Origin of the sequence: Demequina soli, from assembly GCF_000971195.1 — a bacterium.
Classification (GTDB): Bacteria; Actinomycetota; Actinomycetes; order Actinomycetales; family Demequinaceae; genus Demequina; species Demequina soli.
The window spans coordinates 386,119-405,211 of sequence record NZ_BBLZ01000002.1 but is presented as its reverse complement, the minus strand read 5'-3'; the positions used below and the strand labels follow the sequence as shown (position 1 = coordinate 405,211).

The following is a 19,093-nucleotide window of genomic DNA, read 5'->3' as shown; positions in this document are numbered from 1 at the left end:
ACGGAGGGGACCGGTCCGCTGGACCGGTCCCCTCCGTCGCGTGCGGCGCCGCTCAGGGCGAGGTCACGTCCGGCGACGGCGTGACGCTCGGCGACGCGCTCGCCGAGGCGCTCGGCGACGGGCTGGCCGAGGTCGACGACCCGGAGCCCGCGGTGAGCTCCGCCTCGGCCGTGATCGCGTCCGAGATCGCGGTGCTCAGGCGGTCCTGCGCCTCGCCGTAGGCGGCGAAGTCGTTGTTCGCGAGCGCCTTCTGGCCGTCCGTGAGCGCCTGGTTCGCGCGGTCGAGCGCATCCTTGAGGTCAGCCTCGGCGGTCGGGTTGACCGACTCGCCGGAGGTGCCGGAGCCGTTCCCGGAGCCCGTGTCGGTCCCCGAGCCCGTCGACCCGCCCGTGCCCTGGTCCGTCGTGCTGCCGGCCGCGCCGTCGCCCGCGCCGTCGCCGAACACCTGGTCCAGCGCCTGCGGGAGCGTGTCCGCGAAGCCGACCTGGTCACCGAACGCCACGAACACCTTCCGCAGGAGCGGCACCTTCGTGCCCTCCTTCGACTGCACGTACACCGGCTGGACGTAGAGCAGGCCGCCGCCCACGGGCAACGTGAGCAGGTTGCCGTTGATGACGTCCGTGGAGCCCTGACGCAGCAGGTTCAGCGTGGTCTGCGCGTCCGAGTTCGAGTTGAAGTTGTTCTGCACCTGGCCGGGGCCGGGGATCGTCGTGTCGCGCGGCAGCTCGAGCAGGCGCAGCTTGCCGTAGTCCGCGGACACCTTGCCGGCCTCCGAGCCGGTCTCGGAGTCGACGGCGAGATAGCCGGTGAGGATGTTGCGCGGGTTGTCGCCGCCCTGGATGTAGTTGCTCGTGAGCGAGAACGTCGGGGCGTCCTGGTCGGGCATCTGCAGCGTGAGGTAGTACGGCGGCTGGAGCTGCGTGTCGTCCGTCGGGTCCGCCGGGCTGCGCCAGAAGTCCTGGCCCGAGTAGAAGGAGGCCGCGTCGTTCACGTGGTACCGCGTGAGCTGGTAGCGCTGGATGGTGAACAGGTCCTCGGGGTAGCGCAGGTGGCTCATGAGGCTGCCGCTGATCTCGGACAGCGGCTGGATCGACGCGGGGAAGACCTTCTCCCACGTCTGGAGGATCGGATCCTTGGTGTCCCACGCGTAGAGGGTGACGTGGCCGTCGTACGCGTCCACGGTCGCCTTGACGGAGTTGCGCACGTAGTTGAGCACCGTGCCGGTGCCCGTGACCGTCGAGTCCTTCGCGAACAGCGAGTCCGCCGCGACGGGGGCCGAGTAGGGGTACTGGTCCGTGGTCGTGTAGCCATCGACCACCCACACCACGCGGCCGTCGACGACGGCCGGGTAGGTGGTCTGGTCGAGCTCGAGGTACGGCGCGACCTTCGCGACGCGCTCGAGCGGGTCGCGGTAGTACAGGATCTGCGAGTCGCTCGTCACGCGGTCGGAGAACAGGATCTGCTCCTCGCCCATGCGGATCGCGAACATCGCCTTCTCGAAGACGTTGCCGATCGACGGTCCGCCGTCACCCGTGTAGGTGGTGTTGACCTGCCCGTTGGCCGAGTTGTCGTCCGGGTAGTCGAGCTCCCACGGGGTGGTGCCCTCGGGGGCGCCCACGATCGAGTAGTTCGGCAGCGTGCGGCCGAAGTAGATGCGCGGCTCGTAGTCGCCGAGCGCGCCGCTGGACGGGATGCCGCCCTCGAAGAACGAGGGCTGCCCGTCCGCGGTGGTGGTGTTGCCGTACGCGGCGACGACGCCGAAACCGTGGGTGTAGACCGTGTGGTCGTTGACCCAGTTGCGGCTCTCGGAGCCGAGGCCGTCGAGGTTGAGCTCCCGCACCGCGATGACGGTGTCCTCGAGCTTGCCGTCGACCTGGTAGCGGTCCACGTTCAGGAGGTCGGCGAAGTTGTAGTACTGCTTGTTCTGCTGCAGCTGCTGGAACGCCGGCGACACCACGTTGGGGTCGAGCAGGCGGATCTGCGCGGTCGTGTCAGCGTCCTGGCGCAGCGCATCGGCCTTCGCCTGGGTCGTGGCCTTGTAGGGCGTGGTCTCGACTTTGTCGAGGCCGTACGCGTACAGCGTCGCGTCGATGTTGCGCTGGATGAACGGCGTCTCGAGCTCCTGCTCGTTGGGCGTCACCTGGAAGCGCTGCACGATCGACGGGTAGATGCCGCCGATCACGATCGCGGACAGCAGCATGAGGCCCACGCCGACGGCGGGGATGCGCCAGTCGCCGCGCCAGATCACCACGAGGAACACGAGCGCGACCAGCACCGCGATGCCCGCGAGGATCGAGCGCGACGGCAGGATCGCGTTGACGTCGGTGTACGAGGCGCCGTAGAACTTGTCGCCCGCCTTGGTGAGCAGGCCGTACCGGTCGAGCCAGTAGTTCGCGGCGACGCCCAGCATCACGACCGCGCCGAGGACCGCGAGCTGGATGCGCGCGCCCTTCGAGGCGACGAACGTGCGGCCCGTGCCGGCGATGCCGCCGTAGAGCAGATGGACGAAGGCGGCGATGAGCGTCGAGATGACCGCGAGCGCGAGGACGAGCGTGACGACGAGGTTGAGCATCGGCAGCGTGAACACGTAGAAGCCGACGTCGAGGCCGAACTGCGGGTCCTTCTCGCCGAACGGCTGGTGGTTGATCCACGCGACCACCGTCTCCCACTGCGAGGACACCGCGAGACCCACGACGAGGCCGACGACGCCGGGCAGCACGATCATCGCGAGGCGCTCGATGGGCTCGATCTGCTCGCGGACCTGGTCGAGCTGGGTGCGCCCGCCGGTGCGCGCGGGGCGCACGCGCTTGGCGATCCACAGGTTGAGCCAGATGATCAGGCCGGACACGCCGGCCGCGATGATGAAGAGGACGATGCGCGCGAGCCACTGCGTGCGCCACACCTCGCCGAAGCCGAGCTGGTCGAACCAGACGACCTCGGTCCACACGTTGGCGGCCGCGATCACGGCGAGCACCAGCGCGCCCAGCACGACCGCGGTGATCGCCAGAGGAGAGCGCCGTTGCGGCACCGGCGCGGGCCGGACCGGGCGGGCGGAGCGGTCGTCGTCGAACGTCACGTGGCTGTCCTTCTGCTCGGGTGGTCTCTAGCCTGCCATGCTCAGCATCCGGGCAGGTCCGCGGTGTCGCCTGCGCCGATGCGGGTGATGGCCTGGTACGCGTCGTCGAGGGTGTCCACGGCCACAACGTGCAGGCCGTCGGGGATGTTGCCTCGCACGTCGGCGCAGTTCTCGACGGGCGCGAGGAACCAGTCCGCGCCGGCCTCCTGCGCGCCGTACAGCTTCATCCGGATGCCGCCGATGGGGCCCACGTCGCCCTTCACGTCCATCGTGCCGGTGCCGGCGACCCGGGCGCCGTCGAGCTCGTCCACGGGGGTGAGGCGGTCCATGATGCCCAGCGTGAACATGAGGCCCGCGGACGGGCCGCCCACGGAGTCGATCTGGACCTTCACGTCGATGGGGAGGTCGAACGTCGGGTCGATGAGCACGCCGATCGCGGCGTTGCCGCTGCCATCGTCCATCGTCGCGAACGTCTCGGTGACCTCCGCGCCGTCGCGCTTGACCGTGACCGCGATGTCCTCGCCCGGCTGGTGCGCGGCGATCGCGTCGCTCAGCTCGGCGTACGTCTTGGTCGCCTTGCCGTCGACCTTGACGATCACGTCGCCCTTCTTGAGCAGGCCCTTCGCGTGCGAGCCGTCGACGGTGCCCTGGATGGTGAGCACCGCGGGGACGGGGTGGCCGAGCGCCTCGAGCGCGGACACGGTCGCGCTCTCCTGCGAGCTGATCCAGTCCTGCTGCGCCTGCTTCTCCGCCGCCTTCTCCTCGTCCGCGGTGCCGAAGACCTCCTCCTGCGGCACCACGTAGCTCTTGGGCGACGCCCATCCCGCGAGCACGCGGCCGAGCGTGAACGGCGCCGAGCCGGCGCGCGACACCGACACCGTCGTGAGGCGCAGCTCGCCCGACGACGGGTAGGTCGGGGCGCCCGAGATCTCCACGAGCGGCGTGCCGTCGACCTCGCCGAGCGTGTCGAAGGTGGGGCCGGGGGCGCCGATCGCGTACGGCGACGGGATCACCGTGAGGAACGCGATGAGCACGCTCGTCGCGAGACCCGCGATCGACATGACCGTCGAGCGGCGGTTCGACGCGGGGCGCGCCGCCGTCTCGTCCGGCTCGGGGGCGGCGTTCGGGTCCTCGGTGGTCGTCACGTGCCCCATTGTGTCCGATGCGCGACGCGGCACGATGCGGCATCGCTGGTAGTGAACGCCGACGCGCGGGCACACCCTCCTTCGTTACCGTTGAGGAGGCACGCATGCGGCGTGCATGGACGGAGTGAGCGTGAGCGACGAGTCGACGCCGTGGATGCGGCTGCTGCGAGAGCTGTTCGGGGACGATGCCGAGCTCGCGCTGGAGGAGCTCCAGCGGATGGGCATGGACCCCGAGGTGCTCGCGGCGCAGGCGGGGCTCGCCTCGAGCCCCGCGATGATGGAGCACGTGCTGGGCCAGATCCGGAACCTCGTGTCGCAGTCCGCGGGCGAGGACGTCAACTGGTCCCTCGCGCACGACGTGGCGCGCGGCGTGGCCGCGCAGGGCGGCGACCCGTCGGTCAACGCCGCGCAGGCGTCCGTGCACCGTCAGGCGGTCTCGCGCGCCGAGCTGTGGCTCGACGCCGTCACCGACTTCGACCCGACGCGCCTCGAGCCGCGCGTGTGGAGCCGCGCCGAGTGGGTCGAGGCGACCCTGCCCACGTGGCGTGTCCTCGCCGGCCCGGTCGCGGTGAGCGTGTCCCACGCGCTCGGCGGGCTGCTGGCGGGCGAGCTCGACGAGGACCGGGACGCGGGCGGGCTCGACCCGAGCGGCCTCATGCGCTCCGTCAGCCCCACCGTGTGCGGCATGCACATGGGCCAGGCGGCCGGCGAGATGGCGCGCGAGGCGTTCGGCGCCACCGACCTGGGCATCCCGCTGCTGGCCGAGCCGCGGGTGGTGCTCATCCCCTCGTCCATCAGCGAGTTCGCGAAGGGCCTCGACGTCGACGAGGACGAGGTCCGCTCGTTCCTCGCGCTGCGCGAGGCGGCCCACGTGCGCCTGTTCGCGGCGGCCCCGTGGCTGCCGGGCCAGCTGCACGCGCTCGTCGAGCGGTACTCGCAGGGCATCACCATCGACCTCGACGCGCTCGAGGAGGCGGTCCGCGAGGCCGGCATGGGCGACCCGGCACGCCTGCAGAAGGCGCTCAACCGGGGCATATTCGCGTCGCAGCACACGGACGAGCAGAAGGCCACGCTCGAGTCGATCGAGACGCTGCTCGCGCTCATCGAGGGTTGGGTGGACGACGTGACGATGCGCGCCGCCGCCCCCCACCTGCCGAACCTGGGCGCGCTGCGCGAGATGATGCGCCGCCGTCGCGCGGCCGGCGGCCCGGCGGAGGACGCGTTCGCGAACCTGCTCGACCTCGAGCTGCGCCCGCGCCGGATGCGCGACGCCGCGGCCATGTGGGCCGCGCTGCACGCGCGGCTCGGCGCCGAGGAGCGCGACGGCGTGTGGTCGCACCCCGACCTGCTCCCGACCTCCGACGACCTCGGCGACTGGACGGCGTGGGTCGAGGCCTACGTCACGCGTGGCGAGAAGGACGAGATGGACGTCGAGCTGGAGCGCCTGCTCGGCTCCGACGACGGGTAGGGTGCTCGGAGACCGCGGCACGACACCCGCCCGCCGATGGGAGGAATTCGTGCTCGCGCGTCTACGCTGGGGGACCAAGGGCCCCCGTTGGCCTGCACACGTGCGGCGCGTACCGCCGCGCCACTGATGAGAAGGAGAGCCGAATGGCTGACAAGTACTCGGGCGAGTTCTACTGCGTGAAGTGCAAGGAGAAGCGCGAGACCGAGGGCGACGTCGTCGTCTCGGAGAACGGCCGTCGCATGGCGAAGGCGGTCTGCCCGGTGTGCGGCACCAAGCTGAACCGCATCCTCGGCAAGGCGTAAAGCCAGCAGAGCTCGCAGAAGGGCCGGCCCCCACGGGGACCGGCCCTTCTCGCATGTCCGGGCTGTGGACAGCCGCCGCGCGGCCACGCGTCCGTGCGACGGTGGGTGCCATGGACGATGCGCCGGCCCCGCCCCTCCTGTGGCGCGGCGACGGCACGGACCAGGCCGGGATCGTCCGCCCGCCACGGCCGCGGACGCTCGCCGGGCGGCACGTGCGGGTGCGCGGCCTCGACGCCGCGGGGCTCGCGGCCGCGGAGGCGGCGGCCCGTGCGGGCGCGGTCGCGCTGAGCCTGATCGAGTCGGCGCCCGGAGCGACGCGCCGCGCCGCCCGCATGCTCACGGGCCTCGCTCCCGGCCTGCGGGTGCACCTCGACACGGAGCGGCGGGTCGACGGGGAGATCGTCACCGCCTACGCCGCCGTGGCGCCCGCGCTGCACCACCGGCTGCTGCTCGACGGCCCGCACGTGGCGCTGCTCACGGACGAGGCCGGCGTGACCGTGCTTCCCGTCGCACCCGGCGCGACGGCGTGCCTGCGGTGCCTGGAGCTCGCGCGCACCGACCGCGACCCCGCGTGGCCGGTGCTGGCGCGGCAGTGCGCGGCGCTGCCCGCCGCGACCGATCCCCTGTCCGCGTCCGTCGCGGGCGCGCTCGCCGCCGCCTTGCTCGCAGCGCTGCTCGACGGCGCCCGGGCGACCCCGTGCCGCGTCGAGCGCGGGCTGCCCCGGAGGCCGCGCATCGTCCCCCATCCCGCGTGCGGGTGCGGGGCGGCGTGACGGCTACTGCCCGGCGACGATCTCCAGGATCTGCGCGCCGTACTTGTCGAGCTTGGATGCGCCCACCCCGCTGACGCGCGCGAGCTCGCCCAGCGTGCCAGGGCGGTCGCGCGCGATCTCGACGAGCGACGTGTCGACGAGGATGGTGAACGCCGGCTTGGAGGTCTCCTGCGCGATCGCGAGACGCCAGGACTTGAGCGACTCGAACAGGCGCAGCCCCTCGGGTCCCAGCTCGGCGGCCTTCGCGGACGACGACTGCCGCTGCACGCGCGCGGGCCGCGCGTCCGGCCACTGCTGCTCGAGGAACCGTGTGCGCTTGCGGGTGCCCTTGCCGCCGGCCTTGCGGGAGCGCGCGAAGGACAGCGCGAGGTGCTCGCGGGCACGCGTGATCGACACGTAGAGGAGCCGGCGCTCCTCCTCGATCTGCTCGTCGGTCTCGGCGTGAGTGATCGGCACGAGCCCCTCGGAGCAGCCGATGATGAACACGGCGTCCCACTCGAGACCCTTGGCCGCGTGCGCGGAGGTGAGGGTGACGCCCTCGACGGCCGGCGCGTGCTGCGCCTGCGCGCGCTCGGCGAGGTGCTCGACCAGGTCGCGCATCGTCGCCGCGCCGCCCGTGTCCGTGACCAGGTCGTCGGCGAGGTTGACGAGCGCCTGCAGGGCGTCCCAGCGCTCGCGCACGGCGCCGCGTGCGGCCGGCGGCTCCTCGGCCCAGCCCAGCTCGCTCAGGGTGTCGCGGACGCGCTCGCCCAGCGGGCGGTCGTCGTCGGCGACGGCGGCGCCGCGCAGCAGCACGATGCCGCGGCGCACCTCGTCGCGGTCGAAGAAGCGCCGGCCGCCGCGCACCAGGTAGCCGATGCCGCGCTCCGCGAGCGCCTCCTCCATCGCCTCCGACTGGCTGTTGATGCGATAGAGGACGGCGATCTCGGACGGCTTGACGCCGGTCGCGATGAGCCGCTCGATCTGCGCCGCCACGCCCTGGGCCTCGGACTCGTCGTCGTCGTACGCGCGGTAGTCCACCGCCGGGCCGGTGGGCCGCTGGGCGACCAGCTCGACGCCCACGCCGGCGGCACCGCGGCGGCGCATCAGCTCGTTGGCCAGGCGCACCACCTGCGGCGTGGAGCGGTAGTCGCGCACGAGCCGCACCTGGGTGGCGTCGGGATAGGTCCTGGCGAACTGGAGCAGGTGCTCGGGGCTCGCGCCCGCGAACGAGTAGATGGTCTGCGCGGGGTCGCCCACGACGCACAGCTCGCGGCGGCCGCCAAGCCACTGCTCGAGCAGGAACTGCTGGAGCGGGGAGACGTCCTGGTACTCGTCGACCACGAAGTGCCGGTACTGGCGGCGGATCTGGTCGCCGACCTCGGGGAAGCGGCCGATGATGTCCGCGAGCAGCAGCAGGATGTCCTCGAAGTCGAGGACCACGGCGTTGGTCTTGGCGTCCTCGTAGGCGCGCATGACGTCGGCGACCTGGCTCGCGGGCAGGTTCGCGGGCGAGGGCCGGCCGAGGCGGGCGATCTTGGCGGCGTACTCGTCGGCGGGGATGAGCGAGACCTTCGCCCACTCGATCTCGGCGGCGAGGTCGCGCACCGTGAGGCGGTCGGCGTTGATCCCGACGTCGCGCGCGGCACGGCCCACGAGCGGCGCCTTCTGCTCGACCAGCTGCGGGATCTGCCCGCCGACGGCCTCCGGCCAGAAGTAGCTGAGCTGGCGCAGCGCCGCAGCATGGAACGTGCGCGCCTGCACGCCCGTCACGCCGAGGCTCCGGAGACGCGTGCGCATCTCGCCCGCGGCGCGCGCGGTGAACGTCACGGCGAGCACGGACTGCGGGTTGTACGCGTTGACGCGCACGCCGTACGCGATGCGGTGGGTGATCGCCCTGGTCTTGCCCGTGCCGGCGCCGGCGAGCACGGCGACCGGCCCGTGGAGCGCGGTGGCGACCTCCCTCTGCTCGGGGTCGAGGGCGTCGAGGATCTGGTCTGCTGACATCGCCGCCATTGTGTCAGGCACCCCCGACAGCCGGGTGCCGCCTGTGGACGATGCGGGGCGCGGCTACCGCGGCAGGCGGCCGCGGCGCACGTCCTGCCACCGACCGTGGTCGCGCGCGAGCGCCTCGAGCTCGCCGATGCGGTTCAGAAGGAGGTCGACGGCCTCGGGAGAGCCGTCGTCGGCGGGGCGGGGCTCGCCGCGCCAGTGCGCGATCACGGCCGGCCCGATCGACCACCGCCACCACTCGGCGCGCCGGGCCGCGGGGTACGCCGCGCATCGTGCCTCCGACCAGTCCCACGTGACGCAGAACCCCAGGGACCCGTTCTCGACGAACACGTGGAGGATGTGACTCGACGCGCCGTTCTCGACCGCCGCGACCCGGTAGCCGCGGCCCGCGAGGCGCTCCTGCAGCGGGCCGGTGACGAGGGCGACCGTGCGCGAGAACGAGTCGAGCTCGATCATCGGTCCTCCTCGGGGCGGCGGATGCCGCCGGCCGGGCGGCCGCGGCTCACGTGGGGCTCGCGGCATCGTGGACCCTCGTCTTGGGGCGAGGGTAGCGGCGGAGGACGGCTCGCGGGAGGGGGCCCGCCCCGACACGCGGGGCGGCGCCGCGTCAGACGTCGATGGTCGCGTCGGGGCGCGGCTCCGGCATCATGCCGCCGTACCAGTCCTCGAGCATCCGGCGGGCGACCGAGCCCTTGGGGGCGAGCACCACCTCGCCGGCGGCGATGAGGTCGGCGATCTCCTCGCGCGTGACGAAGCGCGCCTCGGAGATCTCGTCCATGTCGAGGTCGAGCTCATCCGGGCGCGGGCAGGTCGCGCGGAACGCGACCATCACCGACGCGGGGAACGGCCACGGCTGTGAGCCGAGGTACTCGAGCCCGGTCAGCGTGAGCCCCGCCTCCTCGCCGACCTCCCGATGGACGGCCTGCTCGAACGTCTCCCCCGGCTCGACGTAGCCGGCCAGGTGGGAGTAGCGGCGCGGCGACCACTGCGCGGCGTGCGCGAGGAGCAGCCGGTCCTCGGGGTCGGTGATGGCGACGATGATCGCGGGGTCGGTGCGCGGGTAGTGCTCGCGCTCGTCCCGCGCGCAGTGGCGCACCCAGCCTCCCTGCCGCACCGCGGTCGGCTCGCCGCACAGTGCGCAGCGCGGGTGGGTCGCGTGCCAGTTCGCGAGGGCCACGGCGGTGGTGGCGAGCTCGTGATCGCGCTCGCCCTCGGCGCCGCGGTCCCACCAGCCGGCGAGCAGGTCGCGCAGGCCGCGCATGCGGTCGCCGCCGATGCCGTCGGGGTCCGCGCCGAACGACGGGTCCTCGGGCACGAGCGCGACCAGGTCGCGGTCGCCGTCGCGCCCCAGGTAGATGCGCAGCGACGCGGGCGGCTGGGCGCCGGGCGCGAGCTCGACGACGCGGCCGTCGGCCGTGAGCACCCGCCCATCGCGCACGACGATCGCGTCGCAGGTCTCGAGGTCGACGGTGGCGCGGCGCTCGGCCGCCCGGTCGATCCGGCTGGGAAGGTCGAGCGGCCACGGATTCCTCACGTGGTCACGGTACCCGGCCCGCCCGGGCGCCGCCCCGCCCCCGCGTTCCCGCGGGGCATCATGCCTGGCCCGGCGGCGTGGAGCGTGGCGCACGGGACCCGATGGCTCTACGGTGAGCCTGTGCCACGTTCACCGCTCGCGCTCGCCGCCCTGGCGTCCGTCGCCGTGCCCGGGCTGGACGTCTACGACGTGCTGCGCAGCCCCCACTCCGACGCCGACTTCGAGGTCGTGGTGGTCAAGGACGCGACGGGCCGGCGCTGGATCGTGCGGGCGCCCAAGCGGGCTGCCGCGGGCGCCGCGCTCGAGGCCGAGAAGGGCCTGCTGACCGCGATGGGCCGCGCCAAGGAGGCGGGGCTCGTCTCGTTCGAGGTGCCGCACCCGTCCGGCGCGGCCGAGCTGTCCGACGACACGGGCCGCGCGATCGTCTACACCGAGGTCCCCGGCGCCCCGCTCATGCTCGCCGCGCTGCAGCCCGGCCCCGGCCTCGCGGCCGCCGTCGGGCGCGCGCTCGCCGAGATCCACGAGCTGCCCATCACCGTGGTCGAGGACCAGGGCCTGCCCGCCTACTCCGCCGAGGAGTACCGCGAGCGCCGCCTCGCCGAGCTCGACGCCGGCATCCAGACCGGCAAGGTCCCGCCGCGCCTCGCGGACCGCTGGGAGCACCAGCTCGAGAACGTCTCGTGGTGGCGCTTCGAGCCGACCGTGGTCCACGGCGACATGGGCGAGCACCAGGTCTACGTCGCCGACGGCACCGTGTCCGGGATCGTCGACTGGATGGACGCGCGCGTCGCCGACCCCGCCGACGACCTCGCCTGGCTGGTCGCCGCCGCCCCCGACGACGTGCTCGACTCGGTGGTCGAGGCGTACCACGGGCGCCGCCGCGAGATGCGCGACCCGCACCTGCTCGACCGCGCGCGGCTGGCCTCCGAGATGGCGCTCATGCGCTGGCTCATGTACGGCGTGCGCACCGACAACGCCGACGTGGTCGCGGACGGCGAGGGGATGCTCGCCGACCTCGAGGCCATGCTCTTCGAGGAGTAGGCCCCCTCGGCGCGCCGCGCGTCACGGCGCCAGCAGCGCCTCGATCTCCTCGCGCGTGAGCAGCCGCTCGGGCCGCACCGTCGCGTCGTCGCGCACGTAGTGGAACGCGGCGTCGACCTGCTCGAGGGGGACGCCCGTCCACTCCGACCACGCGAGCCGGTAGACCGCCAGCTGCACCTCGCGCGCGGCCCGCTCGTCCGCGTCCCGGGGCGCCGAGCCCGACTTCCAGTCGACCACCGTGACCCGGTCGAGGCCCGCGCCCGCGGGGAACACCGCGTCGATGCGGGAGCGGATCGTGATCCCGCGGATCGGCACCTCGACGTCGACCTCGATGTGGCTCGGCACCCGGCCGGACCACTCGGACCGGGCGAACGCGTCCTTGAGCGCCTCGAGGTCGGACTCGTCCTCGCCGGGCCCGAAGTCGTCGAGCGACAGCAGCGGCACGTGCCCGTACTGCGCCTCGATCCACGCGTGGATGAGGCTTCCGCGGCGCGCGGCCGTCGTCGGCTCCGCAGGCAGCGGGCGGCGCAGCTGCGCGGTGAACGCCTCGCGGTCGCGCCGCAGCGACACGAGCGCCGAGGTCGACAGGTGCGCGGGGATCGCGACGTCGCCGACGCCCCGCTCGCGCTCGCGCCGCTCCTCGAGCATCGCCGCGATCTCGCGGCCGAGCGGCAGCCGCTGCCAATCGACGTCGGCCGGGTCCTCGCCCGCCTCGGCGCCGGCGGCCATCGCGGCGCGCACGTCGGCGGCCAGGGCGCGCCGCTGCAGCTGCGCGGCGGTCGGCGCCGCGGGCCACTCGGCGCGCACGGGCTCAACCGTCACCACCGCATCGTCATCGGGCCGTTCCGCCCACGACGCGTTCGAGACCATGCCTTGCTCGACCAGCTCGCGCAGGTAGCACGAGGGCGTGCGCACGGTCGCTCCCCCGACGCGCCACGACGCCGACAGGAGCACGTGCGAGCGCGCGCGGGTGACCGCGACGTAGAACAGCCGGCGCTCCTCGGCGACGCGGTGCGCGCCGCACGCCTTCTCGAAGTCCTCGATGGTGTCGGCGAGCGTGCCGTGGTCGGCGGCTGCGCGCCAGTCCCAATGGGGCAGGTCGGCGCGGTCGAGCCTGAGCTCGTAGGGCAGCTCGACGCCACGCCCCCGCCAGCCGGCGTCGGAATAGTAGGAGCGGCGCGAGGACGGCTCGCCGACGGACGGGAAGTGGCCGTCGACCAGTCCGGGGACCGCCACGACGTCCCACTCGAGGCCCTTGGCGGCGTGCACGGTGAGCACCTGGACGGCGCCCGGCTCGGGCTCCTTGACGGGCAGCTCGAGGCCGCCCTCCTCGGAGCGAGCGGCCTCGAGCCACGCGAGGAACGCGCCCAGCGTGGCCCGCTCGGCCCCGGCCGCGAACTGGCGCGCGGCGTCCACGAAGGCGTCGACGTTGCGCGCGGCGCGGCCGTCGGGGCGGGCGACGGCGGCCTCGATGTCGAGCCCCCAGGAACGCTCGGCGGCGAGGATGAGCTCGGGCAGCGACAGATAGGTGCGCGTGCGGATCGCGTCGACGGCCCGCTGCAGGCGGACGATGCGCCCGTGCGCCGTCGCGGTGAGCGCGCGGCCCTCGCGCGAGGTCCAGCCGGCGGGCGGCGGGGTCGCGAGGGCGTCGACGAGGCTGGGCTCGCTGTCGCGGGCCTCGCGCGGGCCGGCGAGCTCGCGCGCCCAGTCCTGCAGCGCGGCGAGGTCGCGGATGCCGAGCGCGACGCGCTCCGAGGTGAGCAGGCGCATGGCGGAGTCGCCGCGGGACGGGTCGTGGGCGACCTCGAGCAGCGCGACCAGGTCGGACACCTCAGGCGTGTCGACGAGCCCGCCGAGCCCCACCACCTCGTAGTCGACTCCCGCGCGCACGAGCGCCTCGACCATCGCCGCGAACTGGGCCCGGCGGCGGCACAGGATCGCGGCGGTGGGCAGCCCCGGGCCGGTGCGCAGCTGCGCGCGGCGGGCCTGGAGGAAGGCGACCACCGCATCGGCCTCCTGGACGTGGTCCTCGGTGACGAGGCTCTCCACGCCGGGCGCGCGGCGGGCCGGCTCGGGCTGCTCGAGGTACGTCGCGCGGGAGCGCAGCGGCCTCACCTCGACGCGGGAGGCCTCGCGCAGCGGCGCGGCGGCGACGTTGGCGACGTCCAGCACCGCGCCCTCGTTGCGCCACGACACGGACAGGCTGCGCTGCGCGACCTCGCGGCCGTGCGCGAACTCCTCGACGAACATCGGCAGCGCGCTCTCGGAGGCGCCGCGGAAGCCGTAGATGGCCTGGTTGGGGTCGCCAACCGCCATCACGTGGTGGTCGGCGCCGAACAGCCGCGCGAACAGCCGCAGCTGGCCGGGCGAGGTGTCCTGGAACTCGTCGAGCAGGATCGCGCGGTAGCGGCCGCGCTCGACACCCTGCACGGCCTCGAGGCGGGATAGCTCGGCGGCAAAGGCGACCTGGTCGGCGAAGTCGAGCTGCGAGGCGTCGCGCTTGCGGCGCTGGAACTCCTCGACCAGCTCGGCGACGGCCGCGAGCGTGCGCAGCTTGGCCACGCGCTTGGCGTGGTCGTTGGGGGTGCCGGTGCGGGTGGTGAGGGGGCCGGGCGCACGGTCGCCGGCGTTCTTGGGCAGCGCCTCGAGCGTCGCCAGCGCCGCGAGGGCCCAGTCCCGCAGGACGGTGGGGGTGACGTCGTGGTCGCGCAGCTGGCCGGCCAGGCGCGAGATGGACGCCGTGACGGTCGAGACGGCGGCGTCGGTGTCGAGCGGACCCGTCCACGAGGTCACGACGTCGGACGCGAGCTGCCACAGCGCGGCGGCGGTGAGCGTGGTCGCGTCGGGGTCGATGCCGAGCCGCAGCCCGTGTTCCGCAACCAGCTGCGCCGAGTACGCGTTGTAGGTCGACACGGACGCGGGCGGTCGCGACGGGTCCTCGCCGAACGCGGCCGCGATGCGCTCCTCGGCGCGCTCGGCGATCTCGGCGGCCGCCTTGCGCGTGAACGTGAGGCAGAGGATCTCGTCGGGGCTGATCGCGGTGCCGAACAGCTCCTCGGCGTGATCGAGCAGGTAGACGATGCGCAGCGACAGCGTCTCGGTCTTGCCGGAGCCCGCGCCGGCGACGACGAGCATCGGGTCGAGCCCGGCGCCGATCACGGCAGCCTGCTCGGGCGTCGGGGGCCGGCCGGTGACGAGCACCGCGAGGTCGTCGGCGCCGCGACGCGCGCCGCGCACCAGGCCGTCGTCGGCGAGGTCCGCCTCGGTCATCCGTCCGTCACCTGCCTTCCGCTCGGCCACGCGGGGCACGAGCGTCGCACGGGGCACGAGGCGCAGCGGTCGTTGGTGATGGCGGCGAAGGTGCCCTGCGCCATCGTGTCGACCGCCTGCGTCAGGCGCACCTTCTCCTTCTCCACGTCGATCGCGGGCTGCGCCCGCTCGCTCGCGCCCTGCGTCGAGCCGCCCACGAACACGAGCGCCGCGCCGTCGGCCTCCTCCACGCCGCCGAAGCCGCCGTGGTCGGCGGCCAGCTGGTACATCGCGAGCTGCGCGTGCTCCTCGGCGTCCTTCTTGGACACCGCCTGACCCGTCTTGAGGTCGACGATGCGCGCGCGGCCCCCCGTGACCTCGACGCGGTCGGCGCTGCCCGCCACGACCGCGCGGCCGATCTGCACGCTGAACGGCTGCTCGACGCGCACCTCCCCCGCCGTGACGCTCGCGACGTAGCCGGCGAGGCGGCGGACCATCGCGTCGGCGCGGTCCTTGAGGACGCGATCGGGCCACGTCGCGGTGCCGGCGATGTCGGGCCAGCGCTCCTCGAGCGCGGCGGCCAGCTCCGCGTGCGTGCCCTGGGGCAGCGCGGCGGCGACCTCGTGGACGAGCGTGCCGAGGCTCTGCTTCTCCGACGCCGCCGCGTTGCCGCCTGCGGTCTCGAGGGCCCACCGCAGGGGGCACGTCTCGAGCGCCTCGAGGCGCGACGGGGACACGCGCACCGGCTGGTCGTCCTCCCACATCGCGGCGTCGGTCGACGGCGCCGGGACGCCGTGCCACTCGTCCGGATGCGCTCCGGCGACGCCCATCGCGGCGAGGCGGGCGAGGATCTCGACGTGACGGGCACGGTCGTCGGCGGACGCGTCGGCCAGGTCGGCCGCGCCGGCCCGCACGGCCGCGACGGCCGATCGCAGATCCGTGACCCGCGGCGTGGCGTCGTCGCGCACGGAATCGACGCCGGCCGCGGCGCCGGCCCACGCGAGGTAGCGCGACGGGCGCTGATCCTCGCCGTCGACGCAGGCGAGGACGAGGCGGCGGCGGGCGCGGGAGACCGCGACGGCGAAGGCACGGGTCTCGTCGTCCACGACGGCGCGGCGGGCGGCGCGGGCCCACGCGGCGCGCGCCCTCGGCTCGAGCGGCGTCGCCTCGGCGCGGCCGGCCACGATCTCCGCGAGCTGCTGCGCGCCCAGGACGGCGTCGCGCAGCCGCGTGTCGGGCCACGCACCCTCCTCGAGCCCGCCCACCACGACGACGTCCCACTCGCGTCCGGCGGCGGAGGCGGGCGTGCAGAACGCGACGGCGTCCTCGACCCGCGCCCGCGCGCCGAGCGTGTCGGGCGCGAAGTCCTGGCCCTCGAGGTGCTCGACGAACGACTCCACCGACGCGGACGGCATGCGCTCGACGTAGATGTTCGCGGCTCGCATGAGCGCGATCACGGCGTCGAGGTCGGCATCATCCCTGGCGGAGCCGGCGAGCGCGGCAGCGCGCCAGTCGTCGGCGACGCCGAGCGCGTCCCACACGGCCCACGCGACGGTGGCGGGCGTGCCGCCCCCGGCCGCCGCGGCGCCCGCGTGCAGCGCGCGCGAGGCGCGCTCGGCCAGCCGCGCCTCGGGCGTGCCCAGGGACGCCCACCGCGCGGGCGCCTCGACCGCCTCGACCAGCAGCTCCGCGGACGTGCGCGCTCCCCCGCCGCGGCGCTCCTCCTTGACCAGCGCGCGGCGCAGGCGCCTCAGCGCGACCGGGTCGATGCCCACGATCCGTGAGCCGAGCAGCTCGACCGCCTCGGCCTCCTCCCACGGCTCCGCCTCTCCGCGGGCGAGCGCGGCGGCCCGACGCATGAGGGTGAGGAGCGGCGCGACGGCCGGCTCGGCGTGCAGCGCGGTGCCGTCGCCCAGGGTCTCGCACGGGATGTCGGCGGCCGCGAGGTCGGCGCGGATCTCCCGCAGCCGGGCGCTCGAGCGCGCGATCACCACCATCTCGCCCCACGGCGTCTCGGGCCCGTCGAGCCCGTGCCGCGCGCGGCGCAGCGCCTGCGCGACGGCGCGCGAGTGCGCGTGACGATGCGCGGCGACCAGGATCTCCACGCCCTCCGGCCCGTCCGGCGCGGGGACGGCGACGCGCGCGGAGCCGGCGCCGACGGTGCCGATGCGGCTCACCGCGGCGGCGGTGACGGCCGCGAGCGCGCCCGCCTGACGATGGCCGGGGCCGAGGCGCATGAGCGCGGCACCGAGGCCGGCGGGCCCCTCGGTCCCGGTCGCGGCCGCGAGCACCGCCGGGACCGCGCCGCGGTAGCCCTGCACCGCCTCGTCGGCGTTGCCCAGCAGCACGAGCCGTGCCCCGCCGCCCGCGAGCGCGCGCAGCAGGTGGATGCCCGCCTGGGTGAGGTCCTGCGCATCGTCCACCACCACGAGGTCCCACGCGGGGGCGTCGCCGGGCGCGTCCCAGCGCGTGAGGACGTGGGCGGCCTGCGCGACGACGACGGCCGGGTCGAAGCGCGCGCCCTGATCCTGGGTCAACGACCGCCAGCCGAGGATCGCGTCGTACTCGTCCATCACGGACGCGGCGGCCGCCCACTCGGGACGGCCGGCGCGCGCGCCGAGCGCCGCCAGGTCGGCGGGCTCGAGCCCGGCCTCGCTCGCGCGCATGAGGAGGTCGCGCAGCTCTGCGCGGAACCCCGCCAGCACGGTCGCCTCGGGCGGCACCGCGCCGCCCCAGTCGGGCACGCGCCCCTCGCCGCGGCGGTGGCCGTCGAGCAGCTCGCGCAGGATCTGGTCCTGCTCGGCGCCCGTGACGAGCACCGGCGGCGGCTCGCCGAGCGCGGTCGCGTGGGCGGCCAGGATCGCGTGGGCGGCCGATGCGGCGGTGCGGACCACGGGCGCGCCCACGGGCCGGTCGAGGGCGAGGGAGACGCGGTCGCGCAGGCGCGCGGCGGCCGAGCGGGTCGCGGACAGCACGAGCAGCCGGGACGGGTCGGTGCCGCGGCGGACGGCCTCCAGCACGAGTGTGGCCGCGAGGACGGTCTTGCCGGTCCCGGCCCCGCCCACGACGACGAGGTGGCCGGCGTTCCCGACCCCCGCGGGGGCGAGGGCGGCCTCGACCACCGCCGCCTGCGCATCGTCCGGCGCGGGCAGGGGCGCGGGCGCGGCGGCGGCCAGGAGGCGGAGCGCGGTCATGCGCCTATCCCACCAGAGGGGTCCGACATCGCGGTCCCGCCCTCGCCGGGACCTAGGACGTCGAGGCGTCGGGGTACGGCCACGGGTTCGTGGAGCAGGCCTGCGGCATCCGCGGCTGGTTCACCATGACGGCGGCCCGTCCGGACTCGCACGTCTGGTCCTCCTCGCCGAGCACGTGGCCGACCGCGTGGTTGACGAGGTACTCGCGTGCGGCCGTGCGGTGGTCGCGGTAGGGGGCCACGCCGGCGGTCCAGTCGTACAGCGAGATGGGGGCGATGCCCTGGGACGCGCACGGCAGCTCGGCGTCGGCGGACGGCGCGGGGCTAGACCCGCTGCCGTCGCCGCCCGTCAGCGTGGCGGCCGTGTGCGGCTTGGGGCAGCGCGCGGCGACGGTGTACGGGCTCGCGAGCACGACGCGCACGTCCGCGGCGCCGTCCGTGAGCACGAAGCGCATGCGGCCGTCGGAGCCCCAGCCGCGGTTGTCGTTGAGCGTGTCCATGACGAAGCGGACGAGCGCGTCCTCGTCGACGGTGACGCCGTCCTCGACGTCGATGCGCACGTAGCGGGTGGGCACGGTCGTCGCCTCGGCGGAGGCCGACGGCGACGCCGACGTGGGCTCCGCGCCGGTGACGGCGGTGAAGGTGCCCTCGCCGCGCTCGGGGACCGTGAGGCTCACGACGCCGGCCGCGGCGTCGGCGTCGTCCAGCTCACGCGTGATCGGCTCGAGCGTGGGCAGGCTCACGTCGCGCGTCGGGGTGTCGCTCGCCGACGGGGAGGCGCTGGGCTGCGGATCGGCGCTCCAGGCGCGGTACCAGTCGGGGACCTGCGCGGTCACCCACCCCGCGCCGAGGCCGAGCGCGAAGCACACCACGACCGTCGCCAGGGTCACGAGCACGCCGGGAAGGGCGATTCCCCTGCCCGCGAACAGGCCTCCGGACCGCCGATTCATCGCCCTAGGATAAGGGCAGACATCGGGCATCACGAGCAATGGAGGCGGCCATGGAGATCAGGATCGGCGTGCAGAACGTGTCCCGCGAGATCGCGATCGACACCGACATGACGGCGGACGCCGTGGCGGCCGCGGTCGCCGGCGCGCTGGCGGGCGGCACGCTCGACATCACGGACGCCAAGGGCCGCCGCGTGGTCGTGCCGGGCGCGTCCGTGGGCTACGTCGACATCGGCGAGGAGACCAAGCGCCGCGTCGGCTTCGAGGCGTAGGCCTCACCCCATCATCTGAGCAGCGAAGGCCCGGGACCGTGAGGTCCCGGGCCTTCGTGCTGTCCGGGGTGGACGATGTGCGGGGCGCGTTGAGCGGGTCG

The 19,093-nt window shown here is 74.5% G+C and carries 13 protein-coding genes; 5 read left to right on the top strand and 8 right to left on the bottom strand.

What is annotated here, in order from left to right; genetic code table 11:
* Positions 1 to 52: 52 nt before the first annotated feature.
* Complete coding sequence (locus tag AOM04_RS05290; RefSeq protein WP_082104401.1) at positions 53 to 3,076, bottom strand: UPF0182 family membrane protein; 3,024 nt, start codon at positions 3,074 to 3,076, stop codon at positions 53 to 55.
* Positions 3,077 to 3,117: 41 nt separating this feature from the next.
* Positions 3,118 to 4,221, bottom strand: coding sequence for a YlbL family protein (locus tag AOM04_RS05285; RefSeq protein WP_228373619.1), 1,104 nt, complete (start codon positions 4,219 to 4,221; stop codon positions 3,118 to 3,120).
* A 130-nt stretch (positions 4,222 to 4,351) separates the two neighbouring features.
* Between AOM04_RS05285 and AOM04_RS05280 the strand changes: the two genes are divergently transcribed.
* The 3 genes from AOM04_RS05280 to AOM04_RS05275 all read left to right on the top strand — a co-directional run bounded on the left by AOM04_RS05280 (position 4,352) and on the right by AOM04_RS05275 (position 6,764).
* Entirely contained in the window at positions 4,352 to 5,689 is a 1,338-nt protein-coding gene (locus AOM04_RS05280; RefSeq protein ID WP_228373618.1) for a zinc-dependent metalloprotease, read from the top strand.
* A 143-nt stretch (positions 5,690 to 5,832) separates the two neighbouring features.
* On the top strand, positions 5,833 to 5,991 hold the full coding sequence (locus tag AOM04_RS14795; protein ID WP_169816413.1) for a DUF5679 domain-containing protein: 159 nt from the start codon (positions 5,833 to 5,835) through the stop codon (positions 5,989 to 5,991).
* Between the two features lie 110 nt (positions 5,992 to 6,101).
* Positions 6,102 to 6,764, top strand: coding sequence for a hypothetical protein (locus AOM04_RS05275; protein ID WP_062463382.1), 663 nt, complete (start codon positions 6,102 to 6,104; stop codon positions 6,762 to 6,764).
* A 3-nt stretch (positions 6,765 to 6,767) separates the two neighbouring features.
* Here the strand turns inward: AOM04_RS05275 and AOM04_RS05270 are convergent, their stop codons facing one another.
* From AOM04_RS05270 to nudC, 3 genes are all read right to left on the bottom strand, one after another.
* A complete protein-coding gene (locus AOM04_RS05270; protein ID WP_062463379.1) occupies positions 6,768 to 8,750 on the bottom strand; it encodes an ATP-dependent DNA helicase UvrD2 in 1,983 nt (660 codons plus the stop codon).
* 63 nt (positions 8,751 to 8,813) lie between these two features.
* A complete protein-coding gene (locus AOM04_RS05265; protein WP_062463376.1) occupies positions 8,814 to 9,212 on the bottom strand; it encodes a hypothetical protein in 399 nt (132 codons plus the stop codon).
* A 151-nt stretch (positions 9,213 to 9,363) separates the two neighbouring features.
* Positions 9,364 to 10,290: an NAD(+) diphosphatase gene (gene nudC / locus AOM04_RS05260; protein ID WP_062463373.1), complete on the bottom strand. Its 927-nt coding sequence runs from the start codon at positions 10,288 to 10,290 to the stop codon at positions 9,364 to 9,366.
* 120 nt (positions 10,291 to 10,410) lie between these two features.
* On the opposite strand from nudC, the gene AOM04_RS05255 reads away from it, so the two are divergent.
* On the top strand, positions 10,411 to 11,331 hold the full coding sequence (locus tag AOM04_RS05255; protein WP_062463370.1) for a phosphotransferase: 921 nt from the start codon (positions 10,411 to 10,413) through the stop codon (positions 11,329 to 11,331).
* Between the two features lie 21 nt (positions 11,332 to 11,352).
* Here the strand turns inward: AOM04_RS05255 and AOM04_RS05250 are convergent, their stop codons facing one another.
* The 3 genes from AOM04_RS05250 to AOM04_RS05240 are packed head-to-tail and all read right to left on the bottom strand — an operon-like array spanning position 11,353 to position 18,723.
* Complete coding sequence (locus AOM04_RS05250) at positions 11,353 to 14,601, bottom strand: ATP-dependent helicase (protein WP_082104441.1); 3,249 nt, start codon at positions 14,599 to 14,601, stop codon at positions 11,353 to 11,355.
* The gene (locus AOM04_RS05245) at positions 14,598 to 17,774 is read right to left on the bottom strand and encodes a UrvD/REP family ATP-dependent DNA helicase (protein ID WP_062463364.1); all 3,177 of its coding nucleotides are present in this window, start codon (positions 17,772 to 17,774) and stop codon (positions 14,598 to 14,600) included. Before AOM04_RS05245 ends, AOM04_RS05250 begins: the two co-directional genes overlap by 4 nt.
* Positions 17,775 to 17,826: 52 nt before the next feature.
* Entirely contained in the window at positions 17,827 to 18,723 is an 897-nt protein-coding gene (locus tag AOM04_RS05240; RefSeq protein ID WP_062463361.1) for a DUF3152 domain-containing protein, read from the bottom strand.
* A 50-nt stretch (positions 18,724 to 18,773) separates the two neighbouring features.
* Here AOM04_RS05240 and AOM04_RS05235 point away from each other — a divergent pair, with 50 nt between their 5' ends.
* Positions 18,774 to 18,992: a DUF3107 domain-containing protein gene (locus AOM04_RS05235; RefSeq protein ID WP_062463979.1), complete on the top strand. Its 219-nt coding sequence runs from the start codon at positions 18,774 to 18,776 to the stop codon at positions 18,990 to 18,992.
* The last annotated feature ends 101 nt before the right edge of the window (positions 18,993 to 19,093 follow it).

Excerpts from the sequence above, each read along its gene's own strand:
- AOM04_RS14795 (WP_169816413.1), top strand. The coding sequence starts at position 5,833 with ATGGCTGACAAGTACTCGGGCGAGTTCTACTGCGTGAAGTGCAAGGAG.
- AOM04_RS05275 (WP_062463382.1), top strand. The coding sequence starts at position 6,102 with ATGGACGATGCGCCGGCCCCGCCCCTCCTGTGGCGCGGCGACGGCACG.
- AOM04_RS05270 (WP_062463379.1), bottom strand. The coding sequence starts at position 8,750 with ATGTCAGCAGACCAGATCCTCGACGCCCTCGACCCCGAGCAGAGGGAG.
- AOM04_RS05265 (WP_062463376.1), bottom strand. The coding sequence starts at position 9,212 with ATGATCGAGCTCGACTCGTTCTCGCGCACGGTCGCCCTCGTCACCGGC.
- AOM04_RS05250 (WP_082104441.1), bottom strand. The coding sequence starts at position 14,601 with ATGACCGAGGCGGACCTCGCCGACGACGGCCTGGTGCGCGGCGCGCGT.
- AOM04_RS05245 (WP_062463364.1), bottom strand. The coding sequence starts at position 17,774 with ATGACCGCGCTCCGCCTCCTGGCCGCCGCCGCGCCCGCGCCCCTGCCC.
- AOM04_RS05240 (WP_062463361.1), bottom strand. The coding sequence starts at position 18,723 with ATGAATCGGCGGTCCGGAGGCCTGTTCGCGGGCAGGGGAATCGCCCTT.
- AOM04_RS05235 (WP_062463979.1), top strand. The coding sequence starts at position 18,774 with ATGGAGATCAGGATCGGCGTGCAGAACGTGTCCCGCGAGATCGCGATC.